The following is a 16,237-nucleotide window of genomic DNA, read 5'->3' on the forward strand; positions in this document are numbered from 1 at the left end:
CATCAAAAGAGACATAGATGACATATCTCAGCTGCGGTTACTTGCAGCCCTTGCCCAAAAAGGATAGATTTGCCTTATTAAAAATTATTCTAAATAAGAAGAATGGAACGGTCAGCGGCAGATTTAGTACCTGGGCAAAAAGGTATGGTCAAGGATTTTACGGACGAGTATATCTCACTAAAGCTCATGGAAATGGGTGTCCTACCCGGTACAGAAATCGTCATGAAATTCGCCGCACCCCTAGGAGACCCTATCTGTGTAGACGTATCTGGCTATGCACTATCGCTGAGAGTCGAAGAGGCCAAAACAATTATTCTTTCTTAATCCATAGCATGAGCAGAACGATCAATGTAGCCCTCGTAGGCAATCCTAACGCGGGCAAAACATCTGTATTCAACCTACTGACGGGGATGAACCAAAAAGTGGGCAATTTCCCAGGTGTCACCATGGACAAAGTCTCTGGCCTGTACAGTTACAACAATAGCCCCATCAACGTACTAGACCTCCCTGGCACTTACAGTATCTATCCACGATCTATGGACGAGCGCGTGGTATTTGACTTTCTTAGTGATGAAAATGCCCATGACTTCCCTGACACGATCATCGCAGTAGCAGATGCGTCCAACCTCGAAAGAAACCTACTACTATTCTCTGAGATCAAAGATCTCGGACAGCCTACCATCCTCGTATTGACGATGCTGGATATCGCCAACAAGCAAGGGCTAAATATCGATATCTCAGCATTAGAAAAAGAATTCAACACGACCGTTATAACGGTCAACGGACGAAATGGAGAAGGGCTAGAAGATCTCAAAAAAGCAATACTAGATACAAAACATCCCGAGCACGTCCCATTCTATGATGTCAATGATTTATCTCCTGAGATCATCCCTATCATCAAAGACAAATTTGAGCTACGCAATGACTATATCGCGTATCAGTATGCTCAGCAGACCTACAGCAAGTCTTTTCTCAGCATTGACGAAAAACAATTTATAGCAGATGCAAAAGTCAAATACAATTTCTGTGACCGTCAGTTTCAGACGACAGAAACGGTAGAACGGTACAAAATCATTCGTAAAAAACTACAAGAAGTAGTCATTCGATCGCAAGAAGGAGTAGTCAAAAACAGAACCAGTAAGCTGGACAAAATACTGACGCACAAAATCTATGGTTATCTCATATTCATGGCCGTGCTGCTACTTATGTTTCAGACGATATTCGAGTGGGCAAACCCATTCATGGACTGGATAGACATGGGGTTCGCCGAACTTAGCGGCTTAGCCAACGATTTGTTGCCTCCTGGAGTACTCACCGATCTATTAGCCGAAGGGATTATCCCCGGGCTAGGAGGAGTCGTGATTTTCATTCCGCAGATAGCCTTGCTCTTTTGTTTCATTGCCATCCTAGAAGAATCTGGATACATGGCACGTGTAGTCTTCCTGACAGACAAAATCATGCGTAAATTCGGCTTGAACGGTAAGAGTATTGTACCCTTAATCTCGGGCGTTGCTTGCGCTATCCCTGCCATCATGGCTACTCGAAACATCGAAAGTTGGAAAGATCGTATCATTACGATTTTCGTCACGCCATTCATGAGCTGTTCGGCCAGACTACCCGTCTATGCTATATTGATTTCTTTGGTAATCCCCGAAAAACACGTACTGGGCATCTTCAATCTGCAAGGGCTTACACTCATGTTTTTATACTTGCTGGGTTTCTTTGGAGCGATTTTCTCCGCACTCATCATGCAAAAAATACTGAAGGTCAAAGAACGCAGCTATTTCATCATGGAGCTGCCCGTCTACCGCTGGCCCAAATGGAGAAATGTATGGATTACCATCTTTAGCAAGAGCAGAACCTTTGTGTTCGAAGCGGGAAAAATCATTCTGGCCATCTCCATTATCCTATGGGTACTGGCGTCTTATGGTCCAGGAGATAAATTCGATCAGGCCACTACGACAGTTCAAGCGGAGCAGCCATCGTTAGCAGTAGATTCTCAAGCATTCGAAAATGCCGTCTCAGCCTACAAGTTAGAAAACTCCTACGCAGGTATCTTAGGCAAAAGCATAGAACCTGCGATCGCTCCACTCGGCTATGACTGGAAAATCGGTATCGCTCTCATCACCTCCTTCGCTGCACGAGAGGTATTTGTAGGTACGATCGCCACCATTTACAGTGTCGGTGCAGACGAGGAAAGCGAAACGACCATCAAAGAAAAACTGAGAGCCGAAATCAATCCGCATACTGGCGATCCGATGTACACCTTTGCACTAGGCATGTCACTAATGGTGTTCTATGCCTTTGCGATGCAGTGCATGAGTACGCTAGCGGTAGTCTATCGTGAGACCAAATCCTACAAGTGGCCGCTACTACAGTTGTTTTACATGTCTGGACTGGCTTACCTTAGCGCATTAGTCGTCTACCAAGTACTCAAATAATGCAACAAGCCAATAAAGAAGCCTTTTTTCAATCCCGAATCGAACGTTTCCAAAAGGAACAAAATGAGAAAAAGCAAACCTCAATCTTAGTCGGTTGGGTACGGATTCTTAGTTTTTTGGTTTTCGCGGCTGTTGTCTATGCTCTCTTCTCTTCACGGGAGACTGCTTGGGCGATAGGAGTAATCATCACTTACGTCCCGATCTTTGGTATTCTGGTCAATGTACATAGTCGCATCAAAGCAGAAATACAGCAGTTGAGCTTTCTCGTTGAGATCAATCAAAACGAAATACTTCGCCTCCACAGAAATATCAAATCGCTACATAATGGAGCAGAATACCTAGACACGCATCATCCCTATGCACCAGACTTAGATATATTTGGCTCACACTCGCTGTATCAGCTCATCAGTCGCAACCGGTTCCTCGGTAGTCAACGGATTCTAGCCCAATGGATGGCTGCTCCTGCAGATATCGACATGATAACACAACGACAAGCTGCTATCAAAGAGCTACGTGAAGCAACCGACTGGACACAAACCCACACGGCACACAGTCACGCCCAGATCAATCAAAAAAATAAAGCACGTCCAGTCTCAAGCTATCTCCAAGATATCGCCACAGATACACAAGTACTTAATGGATCGATCTGGAAAATTGCACAGTATGCTTTACCCACTCTTTCGATCGCTTTCCTGATTCTAATCAACTTCATGGACTGGGACTCCCGTTGGCTATTCTTAGTACTGGGAGTCAATTTCCTATTCCTTAGATTGCTATTTATTCCGCTACTTAATTTGACCAAAAGCCTCGGGGATTTCTCCAAAATCATCGGTGCTTACGAAGAAGTCATACGATCTATTGAGTCCCAAACATTCACCGCTCCGCTCCTTCAGTCCCTCAAAGCCAAAATGAGTGATGGACATAAAGCTTCTACTCAAATCAAGCAACTTAAGGGTTCACTACAGTTCTTGACCAACCGTGGCAATCTATTTTACCAGTCGCTCAACGGGCTATTCATGCTGGACCTATTCGTGCTACGACGTATCCAGACTTGGCATCAACGTCATTGTAATCACGTCGAGCATTGGTTTGACAGTGTGGATCAGATCGCAGCATTATCCGATTTAGCGGCATTCAGTTTTGCCGAGGAAAACTATTGCTTTCCTACTCCTAAGCAACAGACCTGCCATGTCCAAGCTCAGTCCATGCTCCACCCACTGATCGGAGGTTATGAGGCGATCACCAATGATTTCACACTGAGCGGTAGAGGGGAACTCGCGCTCATCACTGGTTCTAACATGTCTGGCAAGAGTACCTTTCTACGTACGATAGGCATCAATCTGGTACTGGCCCAAATGGGTGCTCCAGTCGCTGCAAAGTCGTTTTCTTTCTCTCCGCTCAAAATCTTCACCAGCATGCGCACACAGGACAATCTGGAAGAAAGCGTTAGCTCATTCTACGCCGAGATCAGTCGTATCAAACAAATGTTGGAACAGATAGACGAGGACATCCCTACCTTTTATCTCCTAGACGAAATCCTCAAAGGTACCAATACCAAAGACCGCCATGCTGGGGCGACCGCACTCATCGAACAACTCACCACTTCTAACAGTTTGGGTCTCATCTCTACCCACGACGTGGAACTGGCCGAACTAGCCATCGACCGTATGACTAACTACAGCTTTAACAGTCAATTGTCGGATGACGAAATCTCCTTTGACTATAAATTGACGGACGGACCTTGTAGAAGTTTCAACGCCAGTGCACTGATGAGAAAGATGGGGATCATCAAAAAATAGAAAAGCTTACAATCCTTATTCATAGCTGACTATTTTTGCGCCGAATACAATTTTGCACTATGACTTTTGATCCCAGTATTTCGATAGGCGTGCTTGGCGGTGGCCAGCTCGGTCGCATGATGATCCAATCTGCCATGAACCTCAACCTAGAAGTAGCATGCATCGATCCAGACCCTAATGCTCCCTGCAAGAACCTCGCAAGCCATTTCGTCAACGGCGACATCACCAACTATGACGAAGTATTAGCCTTCGGAGAAGGCTGTGATGTAATCACCGTGGAGATCGAAAATGTAAATATCGAGGCATTAGAAGAGCTGGAAAGGAGAGGAAAAAAAGTTTTTCCGCAACCCAACGTACTCAAAATCATCAAAGACAAAGGATTCCAAAAGCAGTTCTATCTTGATCACAACATCCCCACATCGGACTTTGTACTGATCTCAAAAAAAGAAGAACTAACACGACACAAAAACCTATTGCCTGCTGCCAACAAACTACGAACAGATGGCTATGACGGCAAGGGTGTACAAATCATCAAAACAGAGGCAGATTTAGACAAAGGATTTGAAGCACCCTCCCTTTTGGAAAAGTTCGTGGACTATCAAAAAGAAATATCTGTGATCGTAGCGAGGAACGAAAAGGGTGAGATGTCCACTTTCCCTGTTGTCGAACTCGAGTACCATCCAGAGCAAAATCTAGTAGAGTTTCTGTTTTCTCCCTCAGAAATAGATCTCAGCATCCGAAACAATGCCCGTGAACTGGCAAAAAAAGTCATCTCCGAATTTGATATGGTGGGACTGCTAGCCGTAGAGATGTTCGTCACCAAAGACGGTGGACTCATGGTCAACGAGTGCGCCCCACGTACACACAACAGTGGACACCACACGATAGAAGGCAACATCACCTCACAGTTCGAGCAACATATCAGAGCCATTCTGAATCTACCATTGGGCGACACATCTGTTAAAGGCAGTGCCGTAATGATCAACCTACTCGGACACCCTAACCACAGTGGTCATGCGCGCTACGAAGGCCTAGCAGAAGCCATGGAAATAACAGGAATGCACCTCCATCTCTATGGCAAAAAAATAACCAAGCCCTTTAGAAAAATGGGACACCTCACACTCGTGGGTGATGACCTCACAGCACTAAAGACTAAAGCAAGAGCACTCAAAGAAAGCATTAAAATAATCGCATAAACTATGTCAGCACAAGTAGGAATCATCATGGGTAGCCAGTCGGACTTGAAGATCATGAACCAAGCCGCAGAGGTATTAACCGAGCTCGGAGTAGAATATGATCTCACCATCGTATCAGCACACCGTACCCCACACCGCATGGTCGAATATGCAGAGAGCGCCAAGTCAAAAGGGCTGAAAGTCATCATCGCTGGAGCAGGTGGCGCGGCTCACCTACCAGGTATGGTCGCTTCACTCACTACTCTACCAGTGATCGGTGTGCCTGTCAAATCTAGCAACTCGATCGATGGGTGGGATTCTGTGCTATCTATACTACAGATGCCAGGCGGTGTACCCGTCGCTACAGTAGCGCTCGATGGTGCTAAAAATGCTGGGATACTAGCTGCGCAAATCATCGGGTCTCATGACGACACGATTGGCGACAATCTGGCAAAATACAAAGAAGAACTAAAGCGAAAAGTGGAAGATTCCATTAATCAATTGTAGTATTTGTACTTTCGACATAAGGGGAATAATAATACGCTTGGATTACGGTTAAGGATGTAATTATATTGTGATCGATTAAAATGTAAAATTTAATCGCACGCTATTTACACCTCCTGCTATTTCATTCTTAACATTCATAATAGACGAAGTTGAAACATTACGACTACCCTAAACTCATCCCCTATATCATTGGTTCTCTCTCCCTACTACTGCTTTCGAGATGTAACACGGAAGAACTGACCTTTGACGACATCAAACTACCCAATTATACTGGAGATGTCGTACTAGCCTTAGGAACTACGACTTTTACCACATCTGAACTAATCGAAGACTTAGATGATGAACAGCTAGATGTAGACACGACTCAGGCAGGCATTCTTGTACTCGTTTATAGAGACACCACGATATTTAGTGACGCGAATGAAATCATAGCTATAGATGATGTAAGTAACAATGGGCTCATTGAGTCCCCAATTGAAATCACCAATGCCAGCTCCTCAGAAGCAGGAGACTTCAAGTTCACTCAGAATCTTCAGTTCAACTATCCCATCTCGAATGGTGAAGAATTAGACTCACTGCTCTATGCGTTAGGCAGTATCTCCATTACCTATGAGTCTACTTTCAATGTAGGTATGGAGTTCGAAATGGTAATCGATGACATCATAGATCGTGCTACTGGTCTACCGCTCGTGTTAAGCGGTGCTGCAAGCGCTAACAGTGGAGGCAGCCAAACACTCAGTCTAGCCAACCACAAGACAATAGCCACTCAGAATGCGGCGAATGAAAACATCTTCACAGGCGAATTCAACGGCACACTAAAAATCACTTCAGGCAGTAGTGTCTCCAAGACAGACCAATTCAGATACCGCATAGACATTGCTGACGTAGAGTTTGAGACCATCTATGGATACTTTGGAGAGAAAGATTTTGAGATTCAATCACAAACTATCGAAATGGATTTTTTTGATGAACTAGATGGAGACATCCGTTTTGGATCACCAGAAATTCGATTAATCGTAGACAACTCATTTGGCGTCCCGATGGGTTTAAGCCTCTCTAGCATCATCTCGTCCAATACTGCAGGTGATCAAGTATCGCTCACAGGTAGTGTCACAGAGGCTCCACAGTTCATCAACGCTCCTAACATCAACTCAGTAGGTAACTCAGTCACATCAACCATTCGCATCAATAATGACGTCTCTAACCTAAGTGAGCTATTAAATATTGGTCCCAATGTGATTAATGTATCAGTAGAGGCACAATCTAACTATTCGAACACCACTAGCGTAAATCCACCAGAAGACCGGAATTTCGTAGATGCGAACAGCTCCGCCACTACGTATATGGAAATAGAGTTACCGCTGGATTTACAACTCACTAATCTCACGCGTCATATTGACTACAGCTTAGATGATTTTGATTTTGATCAGGCTGACTCCATTGCACTTCGCATCAAAACCATCAATCAGCTACCACTCAACGGCTCGATAGATCTCCAGTTTCTGGATGCTGATAGTGCAGTCATCTATCAGATAAAAAACGTAAGTGTCCTCCAATCTCCAGAAATCCCCTCTGGGGGCAAGATAACAGCTGGAAGCGAAAGCATAGACCACATTCGGTTATCTGGCGAAGGCCTAGACGCACTATACAACCAGCCTACTTTAAGGCTGATACTTAATATCAGCAGCTATGACACGGCTAACGACAGCTTTGTAAAAATATACGCTGACTATAAATTAGAAATATTTTTAGGTGTAGAAGCCACGCTTGACATAGAACTCTAAGACCTTGAATTTACGACCATATATACTACTTCTATTGACTCTCTGCCTAACGAGACTGGGCTATAGTCAGTCAGGTATTTCTCTTTATCATCTCAAGAATACTACTTTTCAGGGGAACAACATGAACCCCGCCTTCATACCAGAAGGTAAAGTGTTTTTTGGGCTTCCCGTCTTATCTGGAATCGCGATTGATATCAACTCACCATACAGCTACAATGACGCGATCAAAAAAGAAGAAGGCATAGATTCCTTAGATATAGACAAGCTTGTCCAGCTATCCAATGACAAAAACTCCGTTCTGACAGAAGCTGAGATCTCTACTTTCTACTTAGGATTCCGTACCAGTGCCAACACCGCTATTTCACTATTCGTAAGAGAGCGTATCGCGGCTAGATCTTTTTACAGTGATGACCTAGTAGATTTTGCATGGAACGGAAACAAAAACTATGCAGGGCAAACGCTCGATCTATCTACTACCATGACGGACGTTCGCTACTACCGAGAATATGGCATTGGCCTTTGGAAACGACTTCCCAAACAAAAAATAGACATTGGTATTCGTGCCAAACTAATCAACGGAATGGTCAGTGTCATCACAGATCGAGATTTTTCAGGTAGTATTTCTATTGACGATGATTACAACCATCACATTCAACTCTCCGACGCTAGAGTCAACACCTCGGGGATCAATATGTTTGAAAATGGTTCGGATGACGAAATACAATCCTATGCTACTTTCAATAACAATTTAGGGTTCGGAATGGATCTAGGGTTTAACTGGCAAATCAATAAACAATTCTCCGCTTCTCTAGCCGTCAATGATCTAGGCTTCATCAATTGGAAAGCAGATCCCAAGAACTACTGGGTTGCTGACACGTCCTTTGTCTTCGGCGGATTAGAACTAAGAGATGTTGATAACATAGCAGACGCATTTGAAGACTCACTGATCAACAAGCTGGATGATTCTACAACCTACCAGTCCTATAGGTCTGGTCTCAACACCAGCATCTATGCCAGTGGTAGCTATAATCTAACTACCAAAGATATGTTCACTGCCACTATTGCTACGCATGTCGTACAAGACCGAACCCAATTCTACTATGCACTAGGCTACACAAGAAAATTTGGACAAATATTAGCTCTCTCCGCCAACGTTATTCGAAAACCTCAGCAAGGTATAGACATGGGGCTAGGAGCGGCCGTTACACTAGGTGCTGTTCAATTATATCTAGCTAGTGATCAGATTATTCGTTCTTTCGACGTGCCAAACACCTCTTCCTTTGACTTACGCTTCGGTATCAATTTCATCTTTGGTAGAAAGAAAGTCGTAGAAGATAGACGCAATGACCTAGATCATCCATCCCCATACGGCAAAAAAGAAAAAGTAGAAAAAAGCGATGGAATATACTGGATCGTTCCAGTCAAAAAACCACGTCCTATCTACAACGAAAAGCCTGGGTTTACCGAAAAATAGTTTCGACATGAAAAGTTCTTTGCTACTTAGCAGAGAACTTTTCAATATCCTTGAGGGTAATATGGCCTTCGTAGAAAGCCTTCCCAAAAATAGCTCCGTGTACGCCCAACTTGTCTAGCTTTTCGATATCCTTCATACTTCGAATACCTCCACTAGCAAACAAAAACACACCTGGGTATTTCTCTAAAATCTGCTCGTAAAGAACGAAGGAAGGCCCTTTGAGTACGCCCTCTTTAGCTATATCAGTCGTTTTGACGTATTTCAATCCCCGCTGATAGAAGTAGTCTATATGATTGAAAATATCAAGCTCAGTATCTTTCTGCCAACCACCTATTCGGATTTTTCCATCTAGACAATCTGCCGCTAAGGCAATTTTGTCTCTGCCATAGGACATGATCCACGCCGCAAACAGGTCTCTAGAATAGGCTGCCATCGTCGCACAAGTCACACTCTCCGCTCCACACTCAAAAACCTTAGTGATATCACCATCCGTATGAACCCCTCCTGTAAAATTGACTGCCAGTTCGGTATGACCGACGACTGCTTCGAGGATATGGTAGTTAATAATTTTTCCTTTTTTCGCTCCATCTAGGTCGACCATATGGAGACGCTTGACACCATGATCCTGAAACTGCTTCGCTAGATCTATAGGATTCTGGTCATATACTGTGGGTTGAGAAAAATCGCCCTTGGTGAGACGAACCACCTTTCCATCTTTGATGGCTATGGAGGGGACAAGTTGCATAATGGTTGTTGTTTAATGTAAATCTCTTTTGGATCACAGAGATAACCAAAATATACGATATTTACTCAACTTTGACAAGCTTAAATCCCTGACCATGAACTGTCAGGATATGCACCTGCTCTTCCTCTTTGAGGTACTTGCGCAGCTTCGCAATATAGACATCCATACTACGTGCATTGAAATAGCTATCGTCCTTCCAGATCGCATTTAACGCTGCATTACGCTCCATCGTCTGGTTCATGTGATCACAGAGCATCTTTAGCAGTTCATTTTCCCTAGAGGTCAACTTGACATCTCCAGAAGGGCGTTCGAGTAGACTTCTATCATAGTGAAAAGTCAATCCTCCCAGCTCGAATCTATTGATCGTATTCGATTGATCCGACTTAGCTCCTGACCTCCGCAATATGGCTTGCACACGGAGTATCAGTTCCTCCATGCTAAACGGCTTGGTCAGATAGTCATCCGCACCGATTTTCAATCCTTCGATCGTGTCCTCTTTCATTGATTTCGCTGTGAGGAAAATCACTGGAATCGTCTTATCAATTTCTCTAATTTCCTTAGCCAACGTGAACCCATCCTTTTTGGGCATCATGACGTCTAGGATACAAAAATCATATTTCTCAGTTTTAAACTTCTCAAAGCCCTTTTCGCCATCTGTGCATAGGGTTGTCACAAAGCCCTTGAGTTGGAGGTACTCGCTAAGTATCTGTCCTAGATTAGGATCATCCTCTACTACCAATATTCTAGTCATTCTGTTTTGTTTTTAAGTTCATAAGGAAAAAACACCTCAAACTCACTCCCCTTTTTCAGCTCACTGTGCACGGATATCTGACCACCATGAGCCTCGACCATACTCTTGACATAGGACAAGCCTAACCCGAAACCTTTGACATCATGAAGGTTGCCCGTCGGTACGCGGTAAAACTTCTCAAAGACACGTTTAACACCTTCTCTAGAGATTCCTATCCCATGATCGATCACCCGAATCACAATCCCACTACGGGTATCCTTGGTCGTCACCTTAATGTCCGGCGCATCCTTAGAATACTTGTTGGCATTGTCCAACAGGTTGAAGATGATGTTGGTCAAATGTACACGGTCAGCTGTCAAGTTCTGATGAACGGCTAGTAACTCTTTCTCTATGCGCCCTTCCTTGCCTGCCACCTGTAGTGCTACTTTGTCCAATGCATTTTCGATGATTTCGTGCACGTTGACTGGTTCTAACTTCAGCTTAAAATCATTTCGATCTATCACTGCCATCTGAAGCACTTTCTCCACCTGCGCTCCTAATCGCTTATTTTCATCATCTATTATCCCGAGATATCTACCCATCAATGCGCCTGTACTCTGAATCTCTTTGTCACGGAGTGCTTCGCAGGCCAGTGCCACAGTAGAGATTGGGGTTTTGAGTTCGTGCGTCATATTATTAATGAAATCACTTTTTATCTCAGAAAGTTGCTTCTGCAAATAAATAGTTCTCACGGCATAGCCAAAACAGAACAAAACAATCAAAATAAAAAAGAGTGAAGAGAGCAGCGTAAACCAGACTTGGCTCAGTATGTACCGCTCCTGCTTAGGAAAACTCACATACAGATAACCGACCTCTCCTATCACATCATTCGGGTATAAAGTAGCCTTCAGGTCAGACACCATCACCTCTGGTGCAGCATCCCTCGGAAAAACGGCTCCCTCTACTGGATCGAACACCGCATAGTCAAACTCCAGTTCGATCCCATTGTCGGCCAAGCCACTGGTGATCAAAGAGTCTAGGTTGCTATTACTGATTCTATCGGACAATTTTTTCTTGCCCGTGAAAAGCTCTCGGAGAGCAAGCTGCACATATTCGGTTTTCTTGGCCACCTGCCGCAAGCGCTTTTCATACTGCAGCTTGACGGTAGCCGTAGAGTCGTTATCATTTCCCAGGTATACTACTTTGTTGTGATCGGGAGATATGTCTGCGGAGATAGACACTGCCGTGTTTTTCAATCCATCGGGTTCATCATTAGAGTTAAAATAAAAACTCATCCACTCTGGCCGACTACTAGAGTCCTGCACTAGGTCCTGTATCTCTACGATTTTCTTCTCGAAAGTACTTTCTATCAGCTCTACGCGATTGCTATCCACATTGGCTAAACTCTTATAGATAAAGTCTGTGTGAAAATTATCAACGGTCACTTCGAGTGCTTCCCGCTTTTCGAGTTTGGAAGCGACACTTTGCAGCGCATTTTGCACGCTATTTTTGAAGGCCTGCTCATTGGAGGATATCACATTGTCTATCCAAGAGATCTGAAACACGACCAACCCAATGAGAGAAACTCCCATCGCGAGTACTAACCAACTAATTTTAATTCTAGTCATCAATCAAAATTACCGTAACTTCTAGCAGCCCAAACGGTTTTTAACCAGTTTTAACACCCCTACAATATCTCCAGCAGCTCCCGCAGGTTTCTGATTTCGTAGGTGACTTCCTCGCTATGTAGGTTTCCGTCGGGATTAAAAAATACTTGATCCATCCCATAGTCTCTGGCTCCTTTAATATCGGCATCCAGATTGTCCCCGATCATGATGGACTCAGCAGCATTGGCACCTGTCCATTTCATCGCGTAATTAAATATGCCTGCGAAAGGTTTCTTAAACCCTGCCTTCTCAGAAGTAATCACACGATCAAAATACTTGGCAATCTTCGAGCACTCCATCTTGTGTGACTGTACTTCCTCGAACCCATTGGTGATGATGTGCATCGGGTACTTCGCATGCAGCGCCTCTAGCACCTCTATCGTACCATCCATGAGACGTGTTTGTCTTGGGCAATTGTGCAAAAATTGCTTGTTGAACTCTTTGAGGTACTCATCGGAGACCAAATTCATAATAGCCCCAGCTGCCTCGAAGATCAAACGGAAACGCTGATTTCGAAGAAAAAACTTATCGATCTGACCTACATTGTACTGTGCCCAAAGGCCTGCATTGGTCTCGAAGAAGTCCCGAATAAACGAATCCTCCGAAACGATCCCTACCCCTGCCAAATCATGCAACACATACAAATCCCGAAGCACGGCCTCTGCATTGGCATCAAAATCCCAGAGCGTATGATCTAGGTCAAAAAAAACATACTTATACGTCTTACTCAAAGCGGTTTATGAATTTTGTTGACAGCCAGTTCTCTATTGGACTTGAGCACCTGATAGATCTCATCGTCTTTTTGCAACTGGGCGTCTTTGTTTAGAAACTTAAATATCTGCGCGACCATCCCCATGACCTCCTCCTTGATCTCATAGAACACCCACTGATCTACCTTGCGATACGATAATAGACCTGCATTTTTTAGGTAAGTGATGTGTCGGGAGGTTTTGGTCTGGGTGAAGTCTAAAATATGCTCGATATCCGAGATGCATAACTCTTCGTGATTGAAAAGCAACGACATGATTCTGATTCTGGCCTCATCCGAGAAGGATTTAAAAATCTGGGAGCCATACTGAAGATTAAAATTTTTGAGCTTCATACAAGCCGACTTTTGGTTTCACACATCCTGCTGCGGCCAGTCATTTCACTAATTATTTAGTAATTTTACCGCGTAGGAAAACTTTCTCACGCAAATTAGCATTAAATAAAACAAAACCCTTGAAGCTTTTCATAGCCACGATATTGACCACACTCATTTTGATCTCAGCATCAGAAACCTGCCATGCCCAGACGGACAATAAAGTCGTTCAGTTTTCGGGAATAGTCGTGGATCAAGATGCCACGATCGGCATCCCTGGTGTTCATATCTATGCCCCCAAAAGCGGCCGTGGTACTACTACAAATCCCTATGGCTACTTCTCCATGGCGGTATTAGAAGGGGACAGCCTCATCGTCAGTGCGGTGAGTTTTGAGAAACAAAAAATCAGAGTCCCCCGACTATCCAGTGACCGAGATAGCTATACGGTCGTCATCACGCTAAAGCAAGACACCACCTATCTCGAAGAGCTAGAAGTCTACCCATTTCCCAGCGAAGAGATGTTCAAAGAAGCCATCCTAGCACTCGAACTACCTAACCAGTACGATATAGACAACATGCGCCGCAACACCAACCGCAGCAACATCAGGAACTACTCCAACGGACTATCGATGGGTGCAGAAGGCAATCACCAGTACTACATGGCACAGCAGGCATCTGCCTACAACCACAAGTTCCAGCCCAACTCCATCTCTCTACTCAATCCCTTCGCGTGGAACACCTTTATCAAGTCGCTCAAAAAACGAGAGAAAGAGTAGTCTTTTTAGCCACACCATGAACCACTTGCTCAACAAACAGACGCAGTTCGTCGACCTAGGACTGATAGACTACCAAGAGGCCTGGGACTACCAAGAAAAACTGTTCAAAGAAACGGTTGATCTCAAAATCCAAAACAGAAAACTACCTGCGACAGATCAAAACCCAACACCTAATTATCTGATCTTCTGCCAGCACCCACATGTCTATACACTCGGCAAATCAGGGCGTGAAGAAAACTTGCTTCTAGATCAAGAAGGACTGGGACAGAAACACGCCACCTTCTACAAAATCAACCGTGGGGGAGACATCACCTATCATGGCCCTGGACAGATCGTAGGCTACCCGATTTTGGACCTGGACAACTTCTTCACCGATATACACCAATACCTCCGACTACTCGAAGAAGCCGTCATCATGACCTGTACGGACTATGGTGTCACGGCAGGAAGAATAGAAGGACTAACTGGGGTATGGATAGATGGAGATGATGAAACCAAGGCAAGGAAAATCTGTGCACTAGGCGTGAAAGCCAGCCGATGGATCACGATGCACGGCTTTGCCTTCAATGTCAATACTGACCTCAACTACTTCGGCAATATTGTCCCCTGTGGAATCGATGACAAGGCCGTCACCTCTCTAGCCCAAGAACTCGGCAGACCACTCGACATCAAAGAAGTCGAGCTAAAAATAAAAGCACATTTGGCTGATTTGTTTGAGTTTGAGTGGGTGTAAGTAGCTTGCGCTTACAGCTAGTACCAGAAACTATGCTGGCCTGCAAGGACGATATGCCGTAAAATGATATAAAGGTGTACTGAATACGATACCTAAAGACAACTTTGCATAGTAAACAGGTTACTTGAAGTAACCTGTTTACTTCAAGTGATTAGCCTATGAGGCTGGCTCTCAGTTTTTATTCAGGCTCTATTGCAAGTTCGAATTTGTCGATATATTCAAGCGAAAAGCCTTGTTTAATCGGCATGAGCCAAATCGACTGGAGAGTTCTACCGACATTTCGCATGTACCCAAAACCAATAACTTCTTGTTCATCCAGCTGAAATTTGAATTTTGCCACAACTTCTTCGCTATCCATGTAGTGATCTTCAAGCAGTTCAACTTCTGTTATGCCGATGTTATTCAGCATACCTTCAAGTGACCCTCCAAATGATTCAGCCAAATTGAGAGTGTCTACCAGAATCTTCGCATTCATGAATGAAGTAGTTCTATCGTTATTCTCATCAGTGTAAACTTCAAGGGAGCCATAGAATTGTTCAGTGCCTTGCGGTATAGAAGCAGAAGCCAGTTTTAGTTTTGATGGAGATTCGAAATTGATGGTTCCTATTTTTTGATTTATCCATTCTTGTTCGATTAGTTCTTTGTCTGTTGGTTGAGCAAGTATAACCCGTATTCCAACCGCCAACATCGCAAAAAGGGCAACTAATATTGAAATTTTGATCGCAGTATTTAAATGTTTGGTAAAGAAATATAGACCGTAACCAATCATTCCCCCCATTCCACCCAAGATTGCGCTGAGTAAGGTGCTATTTAAACCTAGTGTTCTGGATAAATCTCCACCAAGGTTACCGAGCATTACGGCAGGAATGACAGTAAATACAGTCATCCATATTTGTTCCTTCTTATTTTCTTTCTTAACCATTTCGGTAATTGATGTCAACGCCTGTGTAAGACGATGTGCCCTCACAGTTTGATTAAGGCAGAAAGGTAACCGATCCGCGCACAACCTCAAAAGTCTATTTAGCCGATAGCGCAAGTTTGGAGCGACAAAATAACCACGAATGCGTTAACGGTATTCTGGAGATTCCGCGAGGAGCGGTGGTACTGATTCTAGCATTGCTTCGAAAAGCTCGCATGGGCATTCATGTCTACACCTTGTTAGCACACTTATTTTTTGACAGTCATTTGGTTATAAGAGTATACAAATTTGTCATAAGAAATATGTGCAGCCATAAGTTCTAGGATTGTCACTGATTCTGCAACGGTTTTATTTTCAAATAACCCCCATTTATAATACTTCTTTTTGGCTTCAATTGGAATGTTAA

Annotated in this window: 15 protein-coding genes; 9 read left to right on the forward strand and 6 right to left on the reverse strand. The window is 43.9% G+C overall.

Annotated elements, in window-relative coordinates:
* Positions 1 to 102 precede the first annotated feature (102 nt).
* From BUB99_RS07385 to BUB99_RS07415, 7 genes are all read left to right on the forward strand, one after another.
* Entirely contained in the window at positions 103 to 324 is a 222-nt protein-coding gene (locus BUB99_RS07385; RefSeq protein ID WP_073121047.1) for a FeoA family protein, read from the forward strand.
* An 8-nt stretch (positions 325 to 332) separates the two neighbouring features.
* Positions 333 to 2,441: a ferrous iron transport protein B gene (gene feoB / locus BUB99_RS07390; RefSeq protein ID WP_073121049.1), complete on the forward strand. Its 2,109-nt coding sequence runs from the start codon at positions 333 to 335 to the stop codon at positions 2,439 to 2,441.
* Complete coding sequence (locus BUB99_RS07395) at positions 2,441 to 4,240, forward strand: MutS-related protein (protein ID WP_073121051.1); 1,800 nt, start codon at positions 2,441 to 2,443, stop codon at positions 4,238 to 4,240. The genes feoB and BUB99_RS07395 overlap by 1 nt, the downstream gene beginning before the upstream one ends.
* A gap of 59 nt (positions 4,241 to 4,299) precedes the next feature.
* Complete coding sequence (locus BUB99_RS07400; protein ID WP_073121053.1) at positions 4,300 to 5,436, forward strand: 5-(carboxyamino)imidazole ribonucleotide synthase; 1,137 nt, start codon at positions 4,300 to 4,302, stop codon at positions 5,434 to 5,436.
* A 3-nt stretch (positions 5,437 to 5,439) separates the two neighbouring features.
* The gene (gene purE, locus BUB99_RS07405) at positions 5,440 to 5,922 is read left to right on the forward strand and encodes a 5-(carboxyamino)imidazole ribonucleotide mutase (protein WP_073121055.1); all 483 of its coding nucleotides are present in this window, start codon (positions 5,440 to 5,442) and stop codon (positions 5,920 to 5,922) included.
* A 149-nt stretch (positions 5,923 to 6,071) separates the two neighbouring features.
* Positions 6,072 to 7,706: a hypothetical protein gene (locus BUB99_RS07410; protein ID WP_073121057.1), complete on the forward strand. Its 1,635-nt coding sequence runs from the start codon at positions 6,072 to 6,074 to the stop codon at positions 7,704 to 7,706.
* A 34-nt stretch (positions 7,707 to 7,740) separates the two neighbouring features.
* Positions 7,741 to 9,180 carry a DUF5723 family protein gene (locus BUB99_RS07415; RefSeq protein WP_139280938.1) on the forward strand — a complete coding sequence of 480 codons (1,440 nt, stop codon included), beginning with the start codon at positions 7,741 to 7,743 and terminating at the stop codon, positions 9,178 to 9,180.
* 22 nt (positions 9,181 to 9,202) lie between these two features.
* On the opposite strand, the gene BUB99_RS07420 is transcribed toward BUB99_RS07415, so the two are convergent.
* The 5 genes from BUB99_RS07420 to BUB99_RS07440 form a co-directional block, all read right to left on the reverse strand.
* Complete coding sequence (locus tag BUB99_RS07420) at positions 9,203 to 9,925, reverse strand: 1-(5-phosphoribosyl)-5-[(5-phosphoribosylamino)methylideneamino]imidazole-4-carboxamide isomerase (RefSeq protein ID WP_252737294.1); 723 nt, start codon at positions 9,923 to 9,925, stop codon at positions 9,203 to 9,205.
* Positions 9,926 to 9,986: 61 nt separating this feature from the next.
* Complete coding sequence (locus BUB99_RS07425) at positions 9,987 to 10,676, reverse strand: response regulator transcription factor (RefSeq protein WP_073121064.1); 690 nt, start codon at positions 10,674 to 10,676, stop codon at positions 9,987 to 9,989.
* A complete protein-coding gene (locus tag BUB99_RS07430; RefSeq protein ID WP_073121066.1) occupies positions 10,673 to 12,283 on the reverse strand; it encodes a sensor histidine kinase in 1,611 nt (536 codons plus the stop codon). The genes BUB99_RS07425 and BUB99_RS07430 overlap by 4 nt, the downstream gene beginning before the upstream one ends.
* Positions 12,284 to 12,342: 59 nt before the next feature.
* The gene (locus tag BUB99_RS07435) at positions 12,343 to 13,053 is read right to left on the reverse strand and encodes a YjjG family noncanonical pyrimidine nucleotidase (RefSeq protein ID WP_073121068.1); all 711 of its coding nucleotides are present in this window, start codon (positions 13,051 to 13,053) and stop codon (positions 12,343 to 12,345) included.
* Positions 13,050 to 13,424 carry an ArsR/SmtB family transcription factor gene (locus BUB99_RS07440; protein ID WP_073121070.1) on the reverse strand — a complete coding sequence of 125 codons (375 nt, stop codon included), beginning with the start codon at positions 13,422 to 13,424 and terminating at the stop codon, positions 13,050 to 13,052. The genes BUB99_RS07435 and BUB99_RS07440 overlap by 4 nt, the downstream gene beginning before the upstream one ends.
* 119 nt (positions 13,425 to 13,543) lie before the next feature.
* Here BUB99_RS07440 and BUB99_RS07445 point away from each other — a divergent pair, with 119 nt between their 5' ends.
* Entirely contained in the window at positions 13,544 to 14,179 is a 636-nt protein-coding gene (locus BUB99_RS07445) for a carboxypeptidase-like regulatory domain-containing protein (RefSeq protein WP_170863752.1), read from the forward strand.
* A gap of 16 nt (positions 14,180 to 14,195) precedes the next feature.
* Entirely contained in the window at positions 14,196 to 14,912 is a 717-nt protein-coding gene (gene lipB / locus BUB99_RS07450) for a lipoyl(octanoyl) transferase LipB (RefSeq protein ID WP_073121072.1), read from the forward strand.
* Positions 14,913 to 15,090: 178 nt separating this feature from the next.
* Here the strand turns inward: lipB and BUB99_RS07455 are convergent, their stop codons facing one another.
* Positions 15,091 to 15,834, reverse strand: a complete 744-nt coding sequence (locus BUB99_RS07455) for a hypothetical protein (protein ID WP_073121074.1) — start codon at positions 15,832 to 15,834, stop codon at positions 15,091 to 15,093.
* Positions 15,835 to 16,237: the final 403 nt, after the last annotated feature.

The organism is Reichenbachiella agariperforans (genome assembly GCF_900142205.1).
Classification (GTDB): Bacteria; Bacteroidota; Bacteroidia; order Cytophagales; family Cyclobacteriaceae; genus Reichenbachiella; species Reichenbachiella agariperforans.

Excerpts from the sequence above, each read along its gene's own strand:
- BUB99_RS07385 (WP_073121047.1), top strand. The coding sequence starts at position 103 with ATGGAACGGTCAGCGGCAGATTTAGTACCTGGGCAAAAAGGTATGGTC.
- feoB (WP_073121049.1), top strand. The coding sequence starts at position 333 with ATGAGCAGAACGATCAATGTAGCCCTCGTAGGCAATCCTAACGCGGGC.
- BUB99_RS07395 (WP_073121051.1), top strand. The coding sequence starts at position 2,441 with ATGCAACAAGCCAATAAAGAAGCCTTTTTTCAATCCCGAATCGAACGT.
- BUB99_RS07400 (WP_073121053.1), top strand. The coding sequence starts at position 4,300 with ATGACTTTTGATCCCAGTATTTCGATAGGCGTGCTTGGCGGTGGCCAG.
- purE (WP_073121055.1), top strand. The coding sequence starts at position 5,440 with ATGTCAGCACAAGTAGGAATCATCATGGGTAGCCAGTCGGACTTGAAG.
- BUB99_RS07420 (WP_252737294.1), bottom strand. The coding sequence starts at position 9,925 with ATGCAACTTGTCCCCTCCATAGCCATCAAAGATGGAAAGGTGGTTCGT.
- BUB99_RS07425 (WP_073121064.1), bottom strand. The coding sequence starts at position 10,676 with ATGACTAGAATATTGGTAGTAGAGGATGATCCTAATCTAGGACAGATA.
- BUB99_RS07430 (WP_073121066.1), bottom strand. The coding sequence starts at position 12,283 with ATGACTAGAATTAAAATTAGTTGGTTAGTACTCGCGATGGGAGTTTCT.
- BUB99_RS07440 (WP_073121070.1), bottom strand. The coding sequence starts at position 13,424 with ATGAAGCTCAAAAATTTTAATCTTCAGTATGGCTCCCAGATTTTTAAA.
- lipB (WP_073121072.1), top strand. The coding sequence starts at position 14,196 with ATGAACCACTTGCTCAACAAACAGACGCAGTTCGTCGACCTAGGACTG.
- BUB99_RS07455 (WP_073121074.1), bottom strand. The coding sequence starts at position 15,834 with ATGGTTAAGAAAGAAAATAAGAAGGAACAAATATGGATGACTGTATTT.